The sequence below is a fragment of the Escherichia sp. E4930 genome (genome assembly GCF_005845405.1).
Taxonomy (GTDB): Bacteria; Pseudomonadota; Gammaproteobacteria; order Enterobacterales; family Enterobacteriaceae; genus Escherichia.
Map to the genome: position 1 here is coordinate 157644 of NZ_VCDZ01000007.1, position 18194 is coordinate 175837.

Genomic DNA, 18194 nt, shown 5'->3' on the forward strand with positions numbered 1-18194 from the left:
AAAATGACAGACAACACTCGTTTACGCATAGCTATGCAGAAATCAGGACGTTTAAGTGATGACTCACGCGAATTGCTGGCGCGCTGTGGCATAAAAATTAATCTTCACACTCAGCGCCTGATCGCAATGGCTGAAAACATGCCGATTGATATTCTGCGCGTGCGTGACGACGACATTCCCGGTCTGGTAATGGACGGCGTGGTAGATCTTGGGATTATCGGCGAAAACGTGCTGGAAGAAGAGCTGCTTAACCGCCGCGCCCAGGGTGAAGATCCACGCTACTTTACCCTGCGTCGTCTGGATTTCGGCGGCTGCCGTCTTTCGCTGGCAACGCCGGTTGATGAAGCCTGGGACGGCCCGCTCTCCTTAAACGGTAAACGTATCGCCACCTCTTATCCTCACCTGCTCAAGCGTTATCTCGACCAGAAAGGCATCTCTTTTAAATCCTGCTTACTGAACGGTTCTGTTGAAGTCGCCCCGCGTGCCGGACTTGCGGATGCGATTTGCGATCTGGTTTCCACCGGTGCCACGCTGGAAGCTAACGGCCTGCGCGAAGTCGAAGTTATCTACCGCTCGAAAGCCTGCCTGATCCAACGCGATGGCGAAATGGAAGAATCCAAACAGCAACTGATCGACAAACTGCTGACCCGTATTCAGGGTGTGATCCAGGCGCGCGAATCAAAATACATCATGATGCACGCACCGACCGAACGTCTGGATGACGTCATCGCCCTGCTGCCAGGTGCCGAACGCCCAACTATTCTACCGCTGGCGGGTGATCAACAGCGCGTAGCGATGCACATGGTCAGTAGCGAAACCCTGTTCTGGGAAACGATGGAAAAACTGAAAGCGCTGGGTGCCAGTTCAATCCTGGTCCTGCCGATTGAGAAGATGATGGAGTGATCGCCATGAGCTTTAACACAATCATTGACTGGAATAGCTGTACTGCGGAGCAACAACGCCAGCTGTTAATGCGCCCGGCGATCTCCGCTTCTGAAAGCATTACCCGCACTGTTAACGATATTCTCGATAGCGTGAAAGCACGCGGTGATGACGCCCTGCGGGAATACAGCGCGAAGTTTGATAAAACCACGGTTACCGCACTGAAGGTGTCTGCTGAGGAGATCGCCGCCGCCAGCGAACGCCTGAGCGACGAGCTAAAACAGGCGATGGCGGTGGCAGTAAAGAATATTGAAACCTTCCACACTGCGCAAAAACTGCCGCCGGTAGATGTAGAAACGCAGCCAGGCGTGCGTTGCCAGCAGGTCACGCGCCCGGTCGCTTCAGTTGGGTTGTATATTCCTGGCGGCTCCGCCCCGCTTTTCTCAACGGTATTAATGCTGGCAACTCCGGCGCGTATTGCGGGCTGTAAAAAAGTGGTGCTGTGCTCACCGCCGCCGATTGCCGATGAGATCCTTTACGCGGCACAGCTGTGCGGTGTACAGGACGTGTTTAACGTCGGCGGCGCACAGGCCATTGCCGCACTGGCGTTTGGTACGGAATCTGTGCCGAAAGTGGACAAAATCTTCGGGCCGGGTAACGCCTTTGTCACCGAGGCAAAACGCCAGGTAAGCCAGCGTCTTGACGGTGCGGCGATCGATATGCCCGCAGGCCCGTCGGAAGTGCTGGTCATTGCCGACAGCGGCGCTACGCCGGATTTCGTGGCTTCTGATTTGCTCTCCCAGGCTGAACACGGCCCGGACTCACAGGTGATTTTACTGACGCCCGATGCTGATATGGCGCGTCGCGTTGCCGAAGCTGTCGAACGCCAGCTGGCAGAACTGCCGAGAGCTGAAACCGCACGTCAGGCACTGAGCGCCAGCCGCCTGATCGTGACCAACGATTTAGCGCAGTGCGTAGAGATCTCCAACCAGTACGGCCCGGAGCACCTGATCATTCAGACCCGCAACGCCCGCGAACTGGTCGATAGCATCACCAGCGCCGGTTCGGTATTTCTTGGTGACTGGTCACCGGAATCGGCAGGTGATTACGCCTCCGGCACCAACCACGTGCTGCCGACTTACGGTTACACCGCCACCTGTTCCAGCCTCGGGCTGGCGGATTTCCAGAAGCGCATGACCGTGCAGGAACTGTCGAAAGAAGGGTTCTCCGCGCTGGCTGCAACCATTGAAACACTGGCCGCCGCCGAGCGCCTGACCGCCCACAAAAATGCCGTTACTTTGCGTGTTAACGCCCTTAAGGAGCAAGCATGAGCACCGTGACTATTACCGATTTAGCGCGTGAAAACGTCCGCAACCTGACGCCGTATCAGTCAGCGCGTCGTCTGGGCGGTAACGGCGATGTCTGGCTGAACGCCAACGAATATCCCACAGCCGTGGAGTTTCAGCTCACTCAGCAAACGCTCAACCGCTATCCGGAATGTCAGCCGAAAGCGGTGATTGAAAATTACGCGCAATATGCAGGCGTAAAGCCGGAGCAGGTGCTGGTCAGCCGTGGCGCGGACGAAGGTATTGAACTACTGATTCGCGCTTTTTGCGAACCAGGTAGAGACGCCATCCTCTACTGCCCGCCAACGTACGGCATGTACAGTGTCAGCGCCGAAACTATTGGCGTCGAGTGCCGCACAGTGCCGACGCTGGACAACTGGCAACTGAACTTACAGGGCATTTCCGACAAGCTGGACGGCGTAAAAGTGGTCTATGTTTGCAGCCCCAACAACCCGACCGGGCAACTGATCAATCCGCAGGATTTTCGCACCCTGCTGGAGTTAACCCGCGGTAAGGCGATTGTAGTTGCCGATGAAGCTTATATCGAGTTTTGCCCGCAGGCATCGTTAGCTGGCTGGCTGGCGGAATATCCGCACCTGGCTATTTTGCGCACACTGTCAAAAGCTTTTGCTCTGGCGGGCCTTCGTTGCGGTTTTACGCTGGCAAACGAAGAAGTCATCAACCTGCTAATGAAAGTGATCGCCCCCTACCCGCTCTCGACGCCGGTTGCCGACATTGCGGCCCAGGCGTTAAGCCCGCAGGGAATCGTCGCCATGCGCGAACGAGTGGCGCAAATTATTGCTGAACGTGAATACCTGATTGCCGCACTGAAAGAGATCCCCTGCGTAGAGCAGGTTTTCGACTCCGAAACCAACTACATTCTGGCGCGCTTTAAAGCCTCCAGCGCAGTGTTTAAATCTTTGTGGGATCAGGGCATTATCTTACGTGATCAGAATAAACAACCCTCTTTAAGCGGCTGCCTGCGAATTACCGTCGGAACCCGTGAAGAAAGCCAGCGCGTCATTGACGCCTTACGTGCGGAGCAAGTTTGATGAGTCAGAAGTATCTTTTTATCGATCGCGATGGAACCCTGATTAGCGAACCGCCGAGTGATTTTCAGGTGGACCGTTTTGACAAACTCGCCTTTGAACCGGGTGTGATCCCGGAGCTGCTGAAGCTGCAAAAAGCGGGCTACAAGCTGGTGATGATCACCAATCAGGATGGTCTTGGAACACAAAGTTTCCCGCAGGCGGATTTCGATGGCCCGCACAACCTGATGATGCAGATCTTCACCTCGCAAGGCGTGCAGTTTGATGAAGTGCTGATTTGCCCGCACCTGCCCGCAGATGAGTGCGACTGCCGTAAGCCGAAAGTAAAACTGGTGGAGCGTTATCTGGCTGAGCAAGCGATGGACCGTGCCAACAGTTATGTAATTGGCGATCGCGCGACCGACATTCAACTGGCGGAAAACATGGGCATTAATGGCTTACGCTACGACCGCGAAACCCTGAACTGGTCAATGATTGGCGAGCAGCTCACTAAACGAGATCGTTACGCTCACGTAGTACGTAACACCAAAGAGACGCAGATTGACGTTCAGGTGTGGCTGGATCGCGAAGGCGGCAGCAAAATTAACACTGGCGTTGGCTTCTTTGATCACATGCTGGATCAGATCGCTACCCACGGCGGTTTCCGCTTGGAAATCAACGTCAAAGGCGATCTCTATATCGATGATCACCACACCGTCGAAGATACCGGTCTGGCACTGGGCGAAGCGTTAAAAATTGCTCTTGGCGACAAACGCGGTATTTGCCGCTTTGGTTTTGTGCTGCCGATGGACGAATGCCTTGCCCGCTGCGCGCTGGATATCTCTGGTCGCCCGCACCTGGAATATAAAGCCGAGTTTACCTACCAGCGCGTGGGCGATCTCAGCACCGAAATGATCGAACACTTCTTCCGTTCGCTCTCATACACGATGGGCGTGACGCTCCACCTGAAAACCAAAGGTAAAAACGATCACCACCGTGTAGAGAGCCTGTTCAAAGCCTTTGGTCGCACCCTGCGCCAGGCCATCCGCGTGGAAGGCGACACCCTGCCCTCGTCAAAAGGAGTGCTGTGATGAACGTGGTGATCCTGGATACCGGCTGCGCCAACCTGAACTCGGTGAAGTCGGCCATTGCACGTCACGGTTATGAACCAAAAGTCAGCCGTGACCCGGACGTGGTGTTGCTGGCCGATAAACTGTTTTTGCCCGGCGTTGGCACTGCGCAAGCAGCGATGGATCAGGTGCGTGAACGCGAGCTGTTTGAACTCATCAAAGCCTGTACCCAACCGGTGCTGGGCATCTGCTTAGGGATGCAGCTGCTGGGGCGGCGCAGCGAAGAGAGCAACGGCGTCGACTTGCTGGGCATCATCGACGAAGACGTGCCGAAAATGACCGACTTTGGTCTTCCACTGCCGCATATGGGCTGGAACCGCGTTTACCCGCAGGCAGGAAACCGCCTGTTTCAGGGGATTGAAGACGGCGCGTACTTTTACTTTGTTCACAGCTACGCAATGCCGGTCAATCCGTGGACCATCGCCCAGTGTAATTACGGCGAACCGTTCACCGCGGCGGTACAAAAAGATAACTTCTATGGCGTGCAGTTCCACCCGGAGCGTTCTGGTGCCGCTGGCGCTAAGTTGCTGAAAAACTTCCTGGAGATGTGATGATTATTCCGGCATTAGATTTAATCGACGGCACTGTGGTGCGTCTCCATCAGGGCGATTACGGCAAACAACGCGATTACGGTAACGACCCGCTGCCGCGCTTACAGGATTACGCCGCACAGGGTGCCGAAGTGTTGCACCTGGTGGATCTGACCGGGGCAAAAGATCCGGCAAAACGTCAAATCCCGCTGATTAAAACCCTGGTGGCGGGCGTTAACGTACCGGTGCAGGTTGGCGGCGGCGTGCGTAGCGAAGAAGATGTGGCAGCGTTACTGGAAGCAGGCGTTGCGCGCGTGGTGGTTGGCTCCACCGCGGTGAAATCACCAGAAATGGTGAAAGGCTGGTTTGAACGTTTCGGTGCGGATGCCTTAGTGCTGGCGCTGGATGTACGCATTGACGAGCAAGGCAACAAGCATGTGGCAGTCAGCGGCTGGCAAGAGAACTCGGGCGTTTCACTGGAACAACTGGTGGAAACCTATCTGCCCGTTGGCCTGAAACATGTGCTGTGTACCGATATCTCGCGCGACGGCACGCTGGCAGGCTCTAACGTCTCTTTATATGAAGAAGTGTGCGCCAGATACCCGCAGGTGGCATTTCAGTCCTCTGGCGGCATTGGTGACATTGATGATGTCGCTGCCCTGCGTGGTACTGGCGTACGCGGCGTAATAGTTGGTCGTGCATTACTGGAAGGTAAATTCACCGTGAAGGAGGCCATCGCATGCTGGCAAAACGCATAATTCCGTGTCTCGACGTTCGTGATGGTCAGGTGGTGAAAGGCGTACAGTTTCGCAACCATGAAATCATTGGCAATATCGTGCCGCTGGCAAAACGCTACGCCGAAGAAGGTGCAGACGAACTGGTGTTCTATGATATCACCGCTTCCAGCGATGGCCGTGTAGTAGATAAAAGCTGGGTATCTCGCGTGGCGGAAGTAATCGACATTCCGTTTTGTGTGGCGGGTGGGATTAAGTCTCTGGAAGATGCCGCGAAAATTCTTTCCTTTGGCGCGGATAAAATTTCCATCAACTCCCCTGCGCTGGCAGACCCAACATTAATTACTCGCCTGGCGGATCGCTTTGGCGTGCAGTGTATTGTGGTCGGCATTGATACCTGGTACGACGCCGAAACCGGTAAATATCATGTGAATCAATATACCGGCGATGAAAGCCGCACCCGCGTCACTCAGTGGGAAACACTCGACTGGGTAGAGGAAGTGCAAAAACGCGGTGCCGGAGAAATCGTCCTCAACATGATGAATCAGGACGGCGTGCGTAACGGTTACGACCTCGAACAACTGAGAAAAGTGCGTGAAGTCTGCCACGTTCCGCTGATTGCCTCCGGCGGCGCAGGCACTATGGAGCACTTCCTTGAAGCCTTCCGCGATGCCGACGTTGACGGCGCGCTGGCAGCTTCGGTATTCCACAAACAAATAATCAATATTGGTGAATTAAAAGCGTACCTGGCAACACAGGGCGTGGAGATCAGGATATGTTAACAGAACAACAACGCCGCGAACTGGACTGGGAAAAAACCGACGGACTGATGCCGGTGATTGTGCAACACGCGGTATCCGGCGAAGTGTTAATGCTGGGCTACATGAACCCGGAAGCCTTAGACAAAACCATCGAAAGCGGCAAAGTCACCTTCTTCTCGCGCACTAAACAGCGACTGTGGACCAAAGGCGAAACGTCCGGCAATTTCCTCAACGTAGTAAGCATTGCGCCGGACTGCGACAACGACACTTTACTGGTGCTGGCGAATCCCATCGGCCCCACCTGCCACAAAGGCACCAGCAGCTGCTTCGGCGACACCGCTCACCAGTGGCTGTTCCTGTATCAACTGGAACAACTGCTCGCCGAACGTAAATCTGCCGACCCGGAAACCTCCTATACCGCCAAACTGTATGCCAGCGGCACCAAACGTATTGCACAGAAAGTGGGTGAAGAAGGGGTGGAAACTGCACTGGCAGCAACGGTAAATGACCGCTTTGAACTGACCAACGAGGCATCGGATTTGATGTATCACCTGCTGGTGCTATTGCAGGATCAGGAGCTGGACTTAACGACGGTAATTGAGAACCTGCGTAAACGGCATCAGTGAGTTGCGGGGTAAGCGGATGCGATGTTGTTGTCGCTTCCGGAGCCATTGCCCGATGCGCAAGTTTATCGGGCCTACTATTCGCTCTGCACACGTAGGCTGAATAAGATGCGCCAGCATCGCATCCAGCAACAAAAAAGGGCAAGGTGTCACCACCCTGCCCTTTTTATTTAAAGCTGAAAAGACTATTTCGCGTTGTAATTACGCAGCGCATTACGCCCCAGCACAATTCCCGCGCCAACCATGCCGCCCAGCAGTACAGCCAGAATCAAGGTAATTGCTTTCTTCGGGCTATCGCGACGAATGGGTAACGAGGGTTTCATCACATAGCGGTAAGCATGAATATCAAGATCATCTACCTTTAAGCTTTCGATATCCAGCAGGTTTTGACGAGTCTGATAATAGTTTGGCGAGAACACAAGCGGACGAGTCGCTTCGTGCTTAATCATCGACTCCAGTGCTTCGCTACCTAATAAAAGCAACGTATCCTGAGTAATATTTTCACCAGTCTGCTGAATCTGCGGCTTTGTTACCTGCGCCTGATTCGCATACTGCAACGCTTCCTGAATCTGGCGGATACGCAGCGTTTTTTGCTCTTGAGCCACCACTTCCTGAGTTTTCAGGGAGTCCTGCAAGGTTTTCATACCCAAAGCGATATTATCCTTCAGGTCTTTCTCCAGCTCTTCATTCACTCGGTCATCAACTTGTTGAATGTATTCAGCCAGCTTTTTCTGTGCATCCTCCGCAGTGTGCCCGACATAAGAAACAGCTAACGGTAACGGCTGGTTTTTAACAGCAGGCTCGATAGTCAGTTTTTCGCGTTCTTCCTGATTATCCAGCGTTTCCGCTAATGCAGAAAAAGCAGAACTGAAGCGCCCAATCAACGCCTCCTGTAAATCAGCTACTTTTGGCGCAGCCTGGCCATAAATTACATTCATGGCGTTGTTATAGCCGGCAATTTGCCCCACATCAGGCTGAGTGACAATGGCTGTTGATGTCCATTGCTCTTTCGCTACTGCCAGGTATCCAATAGCCAACACGATAGCCACAATGACTGTGGCGATAATGGTCATCTTCCCGCGCCACAGTTGTACCAGTAAATCAATTAAATCAATCTGTTCCGGGTCATTGTTGTGCCCAGAAATATTATTATTTTCAACTTTCATCATTACCCTAACAGACGGAAAATTTCAGGTCGCCATAGTTTAGCGATAATCCGTATGAATGCCATAGGATAAACAATAAATATAATGAATTGTTACATGAACATAGATACCAACTACCGCCAAAAATCATCTGATTACAGATAGTTAGTCGCTACCGAAAAGATCGCGGGTGTAGACCTTGTCTGCTGCATCTTTAAGCTCTTCTGACATTCGATTAGAGATAATGACATCAGCCTGTTGCTTAAAAGTCGCGAGATCACGTTCCAGACGTGAATTGAAAAACATTTCTTCCTTCATTACCGGTTCATAGATAATCACTTCTACCCCCTTAGCTTTGATACGCTTCATGATCCCCTGAATGGAAGACGCACGAAAGTTATCTGAACCGCTCTTCATAATTAGGCGATATATCCCTACGACTTTTGGTTTACGCGACAAGATAGCATCGGCAATAAAGTCTTTGCGGGTACGGTTAGCTTCAACGATGGCAGAAATGATGTTATTTGGCACAGACTGGTAATTTGCCAGAAGCTGCTTGGTATCTTTCGGCAAACAGTAACCACCGTAACCAAATGATGGATTGTTGTAATGATTGCCGATACGAGGATCAAGACAAACACCTTCAATGATTTGACGGGTGTTCAATCCCAGGCTTTCTGCATAACTGTCCAGCTCGTTAAAGTACGCCACGCGCATTGCAAGGTAAGTATTGGCAAAAAGTTTAATAGCCTCTGCTTCTGTTGAATCAGTAAACAGAGTCGGGATATTTTGTTTAACCGCCCCTTGCTGTAATAACGCGGCAAAACGCTGTGCACGTTCAGAACGTTCGCCTATCACAATACGGGAAGGATGAAGGTTATCGTAAAGGGCTTTGCCTTCTCGGAGGAATTCAGGGGAGAAGATGATGTTCTCTGTCTTGAATTTTTTTTGCATCGCGGCCGTAAAACCTACCGGAACCGTGGACTTAATAATCATTACTGCATGAGGGTTTATTTCTGTAACATCTTTAATTACTGATTCTACACTGGATGTATTGAAATAATTGGTTTTAGGATCATAGTCGGTCGGGGTTGCGATGATTACATAATCAGCATTCCGGTAGGCTTCTTTTTTATCTAACGTGGCATTAAAACGTATTTTGTCTGATTGCAAAAATTGCTGAATTTCTTTATCAACAATAGGAGATATCCGATCATTTAGCATTGCAACGCGAGATGGTAAAATATCTAATGCTACAACGTTATGATTTTGTGCGATTAATAGCCCATTAGACAGGCCAACATAACCGGTTCCGGAAATGGTAATTTTCATTTCATGCTCTCAGAATTAACTTAACTATGAATCATGATGTTTTTAGCACCCTGATAAGAGTTAAAAGTTTTAACGCCACGATGATGTCTGGTCAACGAAACGAAAAACATTTCAGATTTTCTTTATAAGAATAGCTGCTATTTATTAAGTTAGTATTAAGCAATGAAATTAAATCAATAAGATTGATAGCAAAAAAAAAGCCCGGCGATAAATGCCGGGCCTTAGTTTAATAATGATTAAATCAGATTAATCCAGCCATTCCGTGTGGAATACACCTTCTTTATCAATGCGCTTATAGGTATGCGCACCGAAATAGTCACGCTGTGCCTGGATCAAGTTTGCAGGCAGTACTGCGGCACGATAGCTGTCATAATAAGCAACCGCTGCAGAGAAGGTAGGTACTGGAATACCGTTCTGCACCGCATAAGCAACAACATCACGCAGAGCTTGCTGGTAATCGTCGGCAATTTTCTTAAAGTACGGGGCTAACAGCAGGTTAGCAATCTTCGGATTTTCGGCGTAAGCATCTGTGATTTTCTGCAGGAACTGAGCACGAATGATGCAACCGGCACGGAAGATCTTCGCTATTTCACCATAATTCAGATCCCAGTTGTACTCTTCAGACGCCGCACGTAGCTGCGAGAAGCCCTGCGCGTAAGAAACAATCTTACCCAGATAAAGCGCACGGCGAACTTTTTCGATAAACTCTGCTTTGTCGCCTGCTGGCTGCGTTTGCGGACCCGACAGTACTTTAGACGCAGCCACGCGCTGATCTTTCAGTGAAGAGATGTAGCGTGCAAACACAGACTCAGTAATCAGCGACAGTGGCTCACCGAGATCCAGCGCGCTCTGACTGGTCCATTTACCCGTACCTTTGTTTGCTGCTTCATCCAGGATCACATCAACTAGGTAGTTACCGTCTTCATCTTTTTTGGTGAAGATGTCTTTAGTGATGTCGATCAGGTAGCTGCTCAGTTCACCGTTATTCCACTCGGTAAAGGTTTGTGCCAGTTCTTCGTTAGAGAGATTCAGACCACCTTTCAGCAGAGAATAGGCTTCAGCAATCAGTTGCATATCACCGTATTCAATACCGTTGTGAACCATCTTCACATAGTGACCTGCGCCATCGGCACCTATATAGGTAACGCACGGTTCGCCATCTTCAGCCACGGCGGCGATTTTGGTCAGGATAGGTGCAACCAGTTCATAGGCTTCTTTCTGCCCACCAGGCATGATAGAAGGTCCTTTCAGCGCGCCCTCTTCACCACCGGAAACACCCGTACCGATGAAGTTAAAGCCTTCTGCAGAAAGCTCGCGGTTACGACGAATGGTGTCCTGGAAGAAGGTATTACCACCATCAATGATGATATCGCCTTTATCGAGATATGGTTTCAGGGAATCAATAGCAGCATCCGTGCCTGCACCTGCTTTCACCATTAACAGGATGCGACGAGGCGTTTCCAGAGATTCAACAAACTCTTTCACCGTATAGTAAGGAACCAGTTTCTTGCCTGGATTTTCGGCAATCACTTCTTCCGTCTTTTCACGAGAACGGTTGAAAATAGAGACGGTATAACCACGGCTTTCGATGTTGAGCGCAAGGTTGCGTCCCATCACTGCCATACCGACGACGCCGATCTGTTGCTTTGACATTGTTTACTCCTGTCAGGGGTCAAAATAAGTAGCCAAAGTAGTATAACGTTATACTAGTCGCTAAATCTATTTTAGTTAAAGGTCAAAAAATGTTAATTAGTAGAGCAAACATTAGTAAGAATCTATCACGCTTTCGCCGTCTCAGTTTAGCAATATTAACAGCAAGATATAAATTACCGAAGTAGCCATTGTAAAGAGCCTTATTAAGAAAAGGATCATCACGTAAAGATAATACTGTGATTAATTTTTGGATCTCAGTACGATACCACTTCTTTTGTATTAGCTTAAATCTCTTGAGAAATGATTTCAGACTATTATTAGCACCAACTTGGTTATTTTCATGTTGACGGTAGAGCATACTAGATCTATCGTCAATGAACCATGTGAAATTATTACTGCGTGCAAAAGCGTAAACAAACCAATCATGAAGATATAACGACAATACTTGATCTTTATTATTTTCTATAAAATATTTTAATTTAAAGAAAACATCTTTTCTTATAACATAAGTACAACCTGGCCCACCTGCTTCAAATACATAATCATATTTCACCATTGGCTGTGATTTAATTACATCAATTTTACGCCCATCGTTCCAAAATGCAGTCACATTACTAGAGTAAAAATCATATTCATTTAATACACTAACAGCCCGCCTTAATTTATCAGCAAACCATATATCATCTTGATCAGCAAAAGCTATATAATCAAACTTTTGAATATCGGTCTCAAGAATTAATCGAAAAAAATTTTTTGCTGCTCCGCCAAATACTTCTCCAAATGGTAAATACGATATATTATTATACTTTAATGAAAGATTATGAATAATTCTTTCCGTACCATCTGATGACTTATCAACACTTACGCAAATGGAAACGTCCACATCTTCTTGGTTTAAAATTGACTCAATTTGTTCAACAATCCATTTATTGCCATTATAAGCGGCCATCAACACCAATACTTTACTTTGCATTCAAAGCCCCAGGAAATTTTTTGGATAGTATATAAAGTACTTAATTATTATGCGACGACAGAACTTCAGCAAAGAATAGCCTGAAAAAAACAAATATTCTTTATATTCAAGTTTTCTATCTTTCAAAAGAATATAAAAATTTTTTAATTCACCTTTTTCCATTTGCCAAAGATGACTTCCAAGTCCTTTTCCTGATGCATAAGGGTGTTTATCGTCACCATATTTAATAAGATCGCTCGTCAATACCGCACAGCGGAAATGGTAGCAAACTTGAGAGAAAAATAATGCATCTTCGCAATATCTTCTTCCTGCTACAAAACCAGGAACTTTCAATAATACGTCTCGTTTAAATAATACTGTTGATGGTTGGAAATATTGTTTAAACAATTGCATCTTAAAAGAAATTTCAATATAACCATCATCTTTATTACTTCCATTGTAAATACCATTAAATCCTCCACCCACTAATGAAAAATTATGTTCATTAATAAACTTCATTTGTTTTTGAAGTTTATCTGGATACCAAACATCATCAGCATCTAGGAAAGCAATAAATGTTCCAGTTGCATATTTTACTCCTTCATTACGGGCTGAAGCTACACCCTCATTGTTTTTTTTTATTAACTTAATTAATGAAGGATATTTCTCTGAAAACCCTATAACAATGGTTGAAGTATTATCTGAGGAACCATCATCCACGACAATAATCTCTTTAACGAAGTCACCATGTTGTCCACATACAGAATTCAAAGCTTCAGAAATAGTATACTCAGCGTTATAGGCTGGAATTATTACACTTATTTCACACACAGTAACACCACCTATTTCACAAATTTAGGAATAATAAGTCCCACTTTTTTATAACATTTTCAGGCCAATATTTTTGTGCAGTTATTTTAGCATTCTCACTGACTTGAATTAATTCTTGTTCATTTTGAAGCAGTTCACTACATTTTTTATAAAGAGATGAATAATCTCCATCAGGTATTAAATAACCATCATATCCATCAGTAATAATTTCCCCAGGGCCTGTTGGACAACTGTAGCTAATTACTATACATCCTGCTGCCATTGCCTCCACAATGACCATGGAAAAACTTTCCCTGTGTGATGTAACAATAAAAAATTTTGAATTTTGCATCTCAACAAACATTTTCTTTGTTGAACCCTGAATTACTTTATGAGCCGATGAAGATATGTTACAAAGTCGCTGATAGTCGCTCCCATGACCGAACAATTTAAAAATCAAACTGTTTTTTTTAGTTAGATCATCGTGAAGTTTGATAAAATCTTCAAATCTTTTTATAGGATGTAATCTTCCTCCGGCTAAAAAGTCGGTCTCACGCGTTGAGAAATCATTATGAATCTCATTCGTGATAAAATCCGTATCTAAAATATTTGGGATGATATAACATTTTTTGTGCCACTTTTTATATAGTTTGAAATCTACGTTTGTCAGACATACTATTGCATCACATCCAATTTTATATGCAATCTTACGTAAAAACCTTACCTTTAAAGAATGAGCAAAATAATCAGCATGTTGATGAGCTATTAGTTTATTTTTTTTATTTGAAAAGAAAAAAATCAAACTAATGATAAATGATAATCTATCATAGGCTGATATTATTATTGTGGATTCATCCAATGTATTGATATATTTTTTTAACTTTACAAATTCGTTAGATCCTTTCAATACTCTATAGCGCTCAGTGCTATTCAACGCAACCTCATTATTTTCATATAATGATACCAGTTCGACATTATGGCCAGCTTTTCTAAGATTTTTTGCTAAGGTAAATGAACTGCGTTCAATTCCTCCTAAATCACAAACATTAAGGACTATAATTGAAATATTCATTCTCTTACTTTCGCTCATCAGTTTTTTCACCCACTTTTTTAGGTAAAATTAACAAATATTACCAAATAATATTTTGGTAATCATACCCATCCAATGTTGCATATCCGTAGACTTTATATGCTGTTAAAATAAATACAACCAACATATAAGCCATTTTCATGCGATTTTTCTTGCAATAAACAAATATATAATTATATATTATAGCATCAAAAACCAGAAAATATAAACTCAGTCTAACAGCAACATCTGGAAAAGACTGATATAAAGCGAAGTAACACAGTAAACCAACAAGATATAATTTTACAAAAATATTTGATTCAAGATTTTTTAACCTAACAACAGATAACAGTAGCAATAATGGCATTATGCGTTTAATACCACCGATTATATAATCTCCCAAAGTGTAAATGTCATTATATGATTGATCAGTATACAGCTTAATATCACGAAAATAGCCGAGTTGTAATGCAACATCAGTTATGCCTAAGAATAAAGTTGAAATAGCTAATGAAAAAATCGCTCCTAGAAGAATATTCCTGAACGAGGCTTTAAAATATTGAACAAAATAAGCAAGAATGAAAAATATTGCTGTCTTATGAAACAAGCAAGCAATAATTATTGTTATAACGAAGCAGACAAATTTTTTTCTTACTATAAAAAAAGTCGAAAACAGCGTTAATGCTAAGGCAATGCCTTGTCGCATTCCACTCAAATTTAAATAAAAAAACAAATCTGAAAAATAAACTAGCAAAAAAATCAACTTATAGAAAACAAATTCATATGTAAATATACTGATGAATAAAAAAGACAAAGAGGCAACTAATAATAAAAGGACATTAAAGCTTAACCCTTTTAAGATATTATTGATGTATATATATCCAATTTCAATATTTTGTGAGATTAACTCATTTTGATTGTAAAACATACTCTCATATGCTTTCCAATCAATTCCCACATGCTCACGCGTTGAAGCTAGTACAATTAACCAAAAAATACAAAAAATGTATAACAGATTTTTATACGCTCTATTCTTAAGAAAGAAAATATCACTAACGGCAGAAAGAGACAAAGCTATAAAATAGATAAAATACATTTCATCTCCAAGCTATAAAATATGGAAGCATATTTTATACTTTTTGTTTTTCATAAAAATATTATACATTACCTTTTTTTATTGATAATGTATCAAAATATTTTGCTAATATTTTCAGATACGAATCTCCATGAATGCTGCAAGGTTCAATATAATTCCCTTCGGCCCATTCATTCCACGATTTAATCATAACTATTTTTGGATGAGTCTGCTTTTGGCTCATTAGCAATGAAGTTTTATTAACGTGCTCTTCAAAGGCTTTGGGATTTGTGTTTTTCAGCACAACCCCTTTTTTACCATGGCGAAAACTTGAGTCCCAACCAGGAAAAATTATAGGTATCTGTTTACTTTGTAATTCAATATCAGTATTCATTTTTTTGATTAAGGTTTCATAATTATATATTCTCGGCAGTACTATATTATGTTTCTGTGCCATCATTATTATCTTATCAAAAACTTTCCTAATTAAATAACGGTGTTTCATAAAATCACAGCTATTAAGGTATTGTTCTACGAGATTTATCTGTTTATCCGAAGGTAAAAGATTCTCACCAATAAAATAAACACCGTTAAATCCCTCTTTTTTAGAGCGTTCGATAAAATATGAAATAAGGGATTCACCATTGCACGCATTTTTGAGATCGTATATTATAAAAACAGGCTTGTTATCTATTTTAGTATAGCGAGGGTCTTTAAAAAATGGCAATAAATAATCAAAATATTTACTTAAAGAAAAATTATATTTCTGTTCTTTCAACAATATATTTTTACTTTTATTCCACCATGAATGGTTAGCCCAAGCAAAACAAAATTTAACATCAATATCACTTTTCAGAATTAATTCAGCGGGTTTTTCTAAGAGTAGATCTTCGTCATCAAACCAATAATGCCAAAAACAAAAAGTGGACACTTCATGTTTTTTTGCTAGAGCATATTGTTTTTCTATAGTTTTAACATCCGTGAGGTCATAATACCCCAGTGGCTCTATTGGATAAGGAATTTTATGATCTGGAAATAATTTTTTTGCATTCCTTAAATTAACCCACTCAGTAAATCCCTCACCCCACCACTCATCATTTTCTTTTATTGTATGATACTGGGGCAAATAATATGCAAAAATTTCTTCAACTTCAGTTTTCATTTACGTTCCTTTATCAATAAATCTATAAATATAATGCACTTAAAAGCACAACTCTTTTATTACTCAAGGTATTTTAGCATCGTTGTACTTTTGATGTTGCCTTATTATTTATTGCTATAGCTTAATTCAATTAATAAATGTTTTTCAATTTTTATTTTGCTAGTAGATAGGATATTATTACTTTAAATATGATTTAATTTTTCGGAGTTCAATATAAAAGAAAATAATCATTAGAAAGGTTATTACTAACTCAGTAATAATAACAGATGTAAGCATGCCAAAAATACTATATTTTTCCATCAACGGTATGGTATAAAACAGATGTAAAAACGCACCAGTCACATAAATTTTTGTTAACGTTTTCTCCTTCCCTAACGTGATTAATCCCCATTGTCCATAAACTATTGCTACGGCAATTACAAATAAAAGTATCGACATCCATTTGAACAATATAGCAGATGAAGAAAAATCTTCTCCTAAATACATTGTTGCAAGCTTTTGCCCAAAAACAAATATTAGTATAGAACCGCAGAAAGAAACGATAAGAAATGGCCCCCCATATTTAAATAGTTTATGCCCTACAGTGCCATTTTCCTTATTCATTTTTGGAAAAATAACTTGCTGAATTGGGATATAACATGATTGTACTGCAACCCTCAACTTATCTGCAGCTGAATACAAGCCAACCATTGTAGGGCTATAAAAATAGCCTAGAATCAATGTATTGAATGTCGTATAGAAACTAATAGATACTTGCGATATAAATAATGGTGAGCTTTCTTTTAGCTCATTAAAAACCGAAGATATATCTACTTTATTCAAGGTCGCAATTTTTTCTTTCTTTATATAGAAATGAGCGATGACACCAGGAATCAATAATGGTAACGTAAGAACTATGGCAGCATTAATTATATCACCAGAATTCCTTACTAAAATGAAAGTTAGTATCGTCATCAAAGTTTTGGAGCATATACTGATCCAAGCGATGTTTCGCATTAACTCTAATCCTTGAAACAAATAAATAGGAAATAAACAATTACCAATAACTCCGATGAACATTACTAATATAACATCTCTTTGTTCGTAAAACAATCCAAAACAATATATTAAAATTAAAATAGCACATAGACATAAAAAAGATAATAATAAGCGCGCATAAAACGTACTCGTATAAATACTGTTTATATTATCCTTCCCATTCGCTAATGTAATTTTTTTAGTTGCACTTAAATTAAAACCGTAATCAGTTATGATAATACAATATTGTATTACGGCTTGAGCAAGCATCACCCCTCCGAATTGTGATACTCCTAAAACTCTCACTAAATAGGGCAAAGTAATTAACGGGAAAACATAATTTGTTATTTGAACTAAAGATAAATAAAAAATATTAATAAACATTAATTCTTGCCCTTATTTACAAAAAAACTTCAACTTAAACAAAGATTCTTACGATCTTTGTCTGATAATATAATTTTTTCCATCTTTGGCCATGCTATACCAATTCTAGCATCGGACCATAGAAGACCTGCCTCATGTTCCTTTGAATAATAATTATTAGTTTTGTAGACAAATTCTGCAGTATCGCTCAGGACCAGAAATCCATGTGCAAAGCCTTCAGGAATCCATAATTGTCTTTTATTTTCAGCAGATAGATTTATACCAACCCACTTTCCAAAGGTTTTTGATGATTCTCTGATATCTACGGCAACATCGAAGACTTCCCCAACAACACAACGAACTAATTTAGCCTGAGCGTAAGGAGCTTTTTGATAATGTAGTCCTCTCAGTACTCCTCTGCTCGATTTAGAATGGTTATCCTGAACAAACTCAACCTTACGCCCCACTGCCTCTTCGAATACTTTCTGATTAAAGCTTTCCATAAAGAAGCCACGTTCATCCCCAAAGACTTTTGGTTCAAAAATCAGCACATCAGGAATTTCAGTTTTAATTACATTCATT

General features: G+C 43.3%; 18 protein-coding genes. 8 read left to right on the forward strand and 10 right to left on the reverse strand.

The features are described 5' to 3' along the window. Positions 1-3: 3 nt before the first annotated feature. Genes hisG through hisIE form a run of 8 tightly spaced genes read left to right on the forward strand, consistent with a single transcriptional unit; the run spans position 4 to position 7037 of the window. Positions 4-903, forward strand: coding sequence for an ATP phosphoribosyltransferase (gene hisG / locus FFT88_RS11095; RefSeq protein WP_000131780.1), 900 nt, complete (start codon positions 4-6; stop codon positions 901-903). A gap of 5 nt (positions 904-908) precedes the next feature. After that, entirely contained in the window at positions 909-2213 is a 1305-nt protein-coding gene (hisD, locus tag FFT88_RS11100; RefSeq protein WP_135405043.1) for a histidinol dehydrogenase, read from the forward strand. Continuing rightward, positions 2210-3280, forward strand: a complete 1071-nt coding sequence (gene hisC / locus FFT88_RS11105) for a histidinol-phosphate transaminase (protein WP_135405040.1) — start codon at positions 2210-2212, stop codon at positions 3278-3280. The genes hisD and hisC overlap by 4 nt, the downstream gene beginning before the upstream one ends. Next, complete coding sequence (gene hisB, locus FFT88_RS11110; protein ID WP_135405037.1) at positions 3280-4347, forward strand: bifunctional histidinol-phosphatase/imidazoleglycerol-phosphate dehydratase HisB; 1068 nt, start codon at positions 3280-3282, stop codon at positions 4345-4347. The genes hisC and hisB overlap by 1 nt, the downstream gene beginning before the upstream one ends. Then, the gene (gene hisH, locus FFT88_RS11115; protein ID WP_096842980.1) at positions 4347-4937 is read left to right on the forward strand and encodes an imidazole glycerol phosphate synthase subunit HisH; all 591 of its coding nucleotides are present in this window, start codon (positions 4347-4349) and stop codon (positions 4935-4937) included. Before hisB ends, hisH begins: the two co-directional genes overlap by 1 nt. After that, the gene (gene hisA, locus FFT88_RS11120) at positions 4937-5674 is read left to right on the forward strand and encodes a 1-(5-phosphoribosyl)-5-[(5-phosphoribosylamino)methylideneamino]imidazole-4-carboxamide isomerase (RefSeq protein ID WP_135405035.1); all 738 of its coding nucleotides are present in this window, start codon (positions 4937-4939) and stop codon (positions 5672-5674) included. The genes hisH and hisA overlap by 1 nt, the downstream gene beginning before the upstream one ends. Beyond that, complete coding sequence (gene hisF, locus FFT88_RS11125; protein ID WP_135405032.1) at positions 5656-6432, forward strand: imidazole glycerol phosphate synthase subunit HisF; 777 nt, start codon at positions 5656-5658, stop codon at positions 6430-6432. The genes hisA and hisF overlap by 19 nt, the downstream gene beginning before the upstream one ends. Further along, positions 6426-7037 carry a bifunctional phosphoribosyl-AMP cyclohydrolase/phosphoribosyl-ATP diphosphatase HisIE gene (hisIE, locus tag FFT88_RS11130; RefSeq protein ID WP_135405030.1) on the forward strand — a complete coding sequence of 204 codons (612 nt, stop codon included), beginning with the start codon at positions 6426-6428 and terminating at the stop codon, positions 7035-7037. Before hisF ends, hisIE begins: the two co-directional genes overlap by 7 nt. 182 nt (positions 7038-7219) lie before the next feature. Here hisIE and wzzB read toward each other — a convergent pair whose 3' ends face one another. From wzzB to rfbC, 10 genes are all read right to left on the reverse strand, one after another. After that, positions 7220-8200 (reverse strand): LPS O-antigen chain length determinant protein WzzB, encoded by a 981-nt coding sequence (gene wzzB / locus FFT88_RS11135; protein ID WP_135405210.1) that lies wholly within the window; start codon positions 8198-8200, stop codon positions 7220-7222. Between the two features lie 144 nt (positions 8201-8344). Continuing rightward, on the reverse strand, positions 8345-9511 hold the full coding sequence (ugd, locus tag FFT88_RS11140) for a UDP-glucose 6-dehydrogenase (protein ID WP_130257591.1): 1167 nt from the start codon (positions 9509-9511) through the stop codon (positions 8345-8347). Between the two features lie 246 nt (positions 9512-9757). Continuing rightward, positions 9758-11164, reverse strand: a complete 1407-nt coding sequence (gene gndA / locus FFT88_RS11145; RefSeq protein ID WP_135405028.1) for an NADP-dependent phosphogluconate dehydrogenase — start codon at positions 11162-11164, stop codon at positions 9758-9760. 82 nt (positions 11165-11246) lie between these two features. Continuing rightward, positions 11247-12137, reverse strand: coding sequence for a glycosyltransferase (locus tag FFT88_RS11150; protein ID WP_135405025.1), 891 nt, complete (start codon positions 12135-12137; stop codon positions 11247-11249). Next, positions 12138-12947: a glycosyltransferase family 2 protein gene (locus FFT88_RS11155; protein WP_167851619.1), complete on the reverse strand. Its 810-nt coding sequence runs from the start codon at positions 12945-12947 to the stop codon at positions 12138-12140. It lies immediately after the preceding gene. A 16-nt stretch (positions 12948-12963) separates the two neighbouring features. Further along, positions 12964-14016, reverse strand: a complete 1053-nt coding sequence (locus tag FFT88_RS11160; RefSeq protein WP_135405020.1) for a glycosyltransferase — start codon at positions 14014-14016, stop codon at positions 12964-12966. A gap of 40 nt (positions 14017-14056) precedes the next feature. Next, on the reverse strand, positions 14057-15091 hold the full coding sequence (locus FFT88_RS11165) for an EpsG family protein (protein WP_135405017.1): 1035 nt from the start codon (positions 15089-15091) through the stop codon (positions 14057-14059). Between the two features lie 61 nt (positions 15092-15152). Further along, positions 15153-16232 carry a glycoside hydrolase family 99-like domain-containing protein gene (locus tag FFT88_RS11170; protein ID WP_135405014.1) on the reverse strand — a complete coding sequence of 360 codons (1080 nt, stop codon included), beginning with the start codon at positions 16230-16232 and terminating at the stop codon, positions 15153-15155. A 177-nt stretch (positions 16233-16409) separates the two neighbouring features. Further along, positions 16410-17633 carry a flippase gene (locus FFT88_RS11175; protein ID WP_135405011.1) on the reverse strand — a complete coding sequence of 408 codons (1224 nt, stop codon included), beginning with the start codon at positions 17631-17633 and terminating at the stop codon, positions 16410-16412. A gap of 29 nt (positions 17634-17662) precedes the next feature. After that, positions 17663-18193 (reverse strand): dTDP-4-dehydrorhamnose 3,5-epimerase, encoded by a 531-nt coding sequence (gene rfbC, locus FFT88_RS11180; RefSeq protein ID WP_135405008.1) that lies wholly within the window; start codon positions 18191-18193, stop codon positions 17663-17665. Position 18194: the final 1 nt, after the last annotated feature.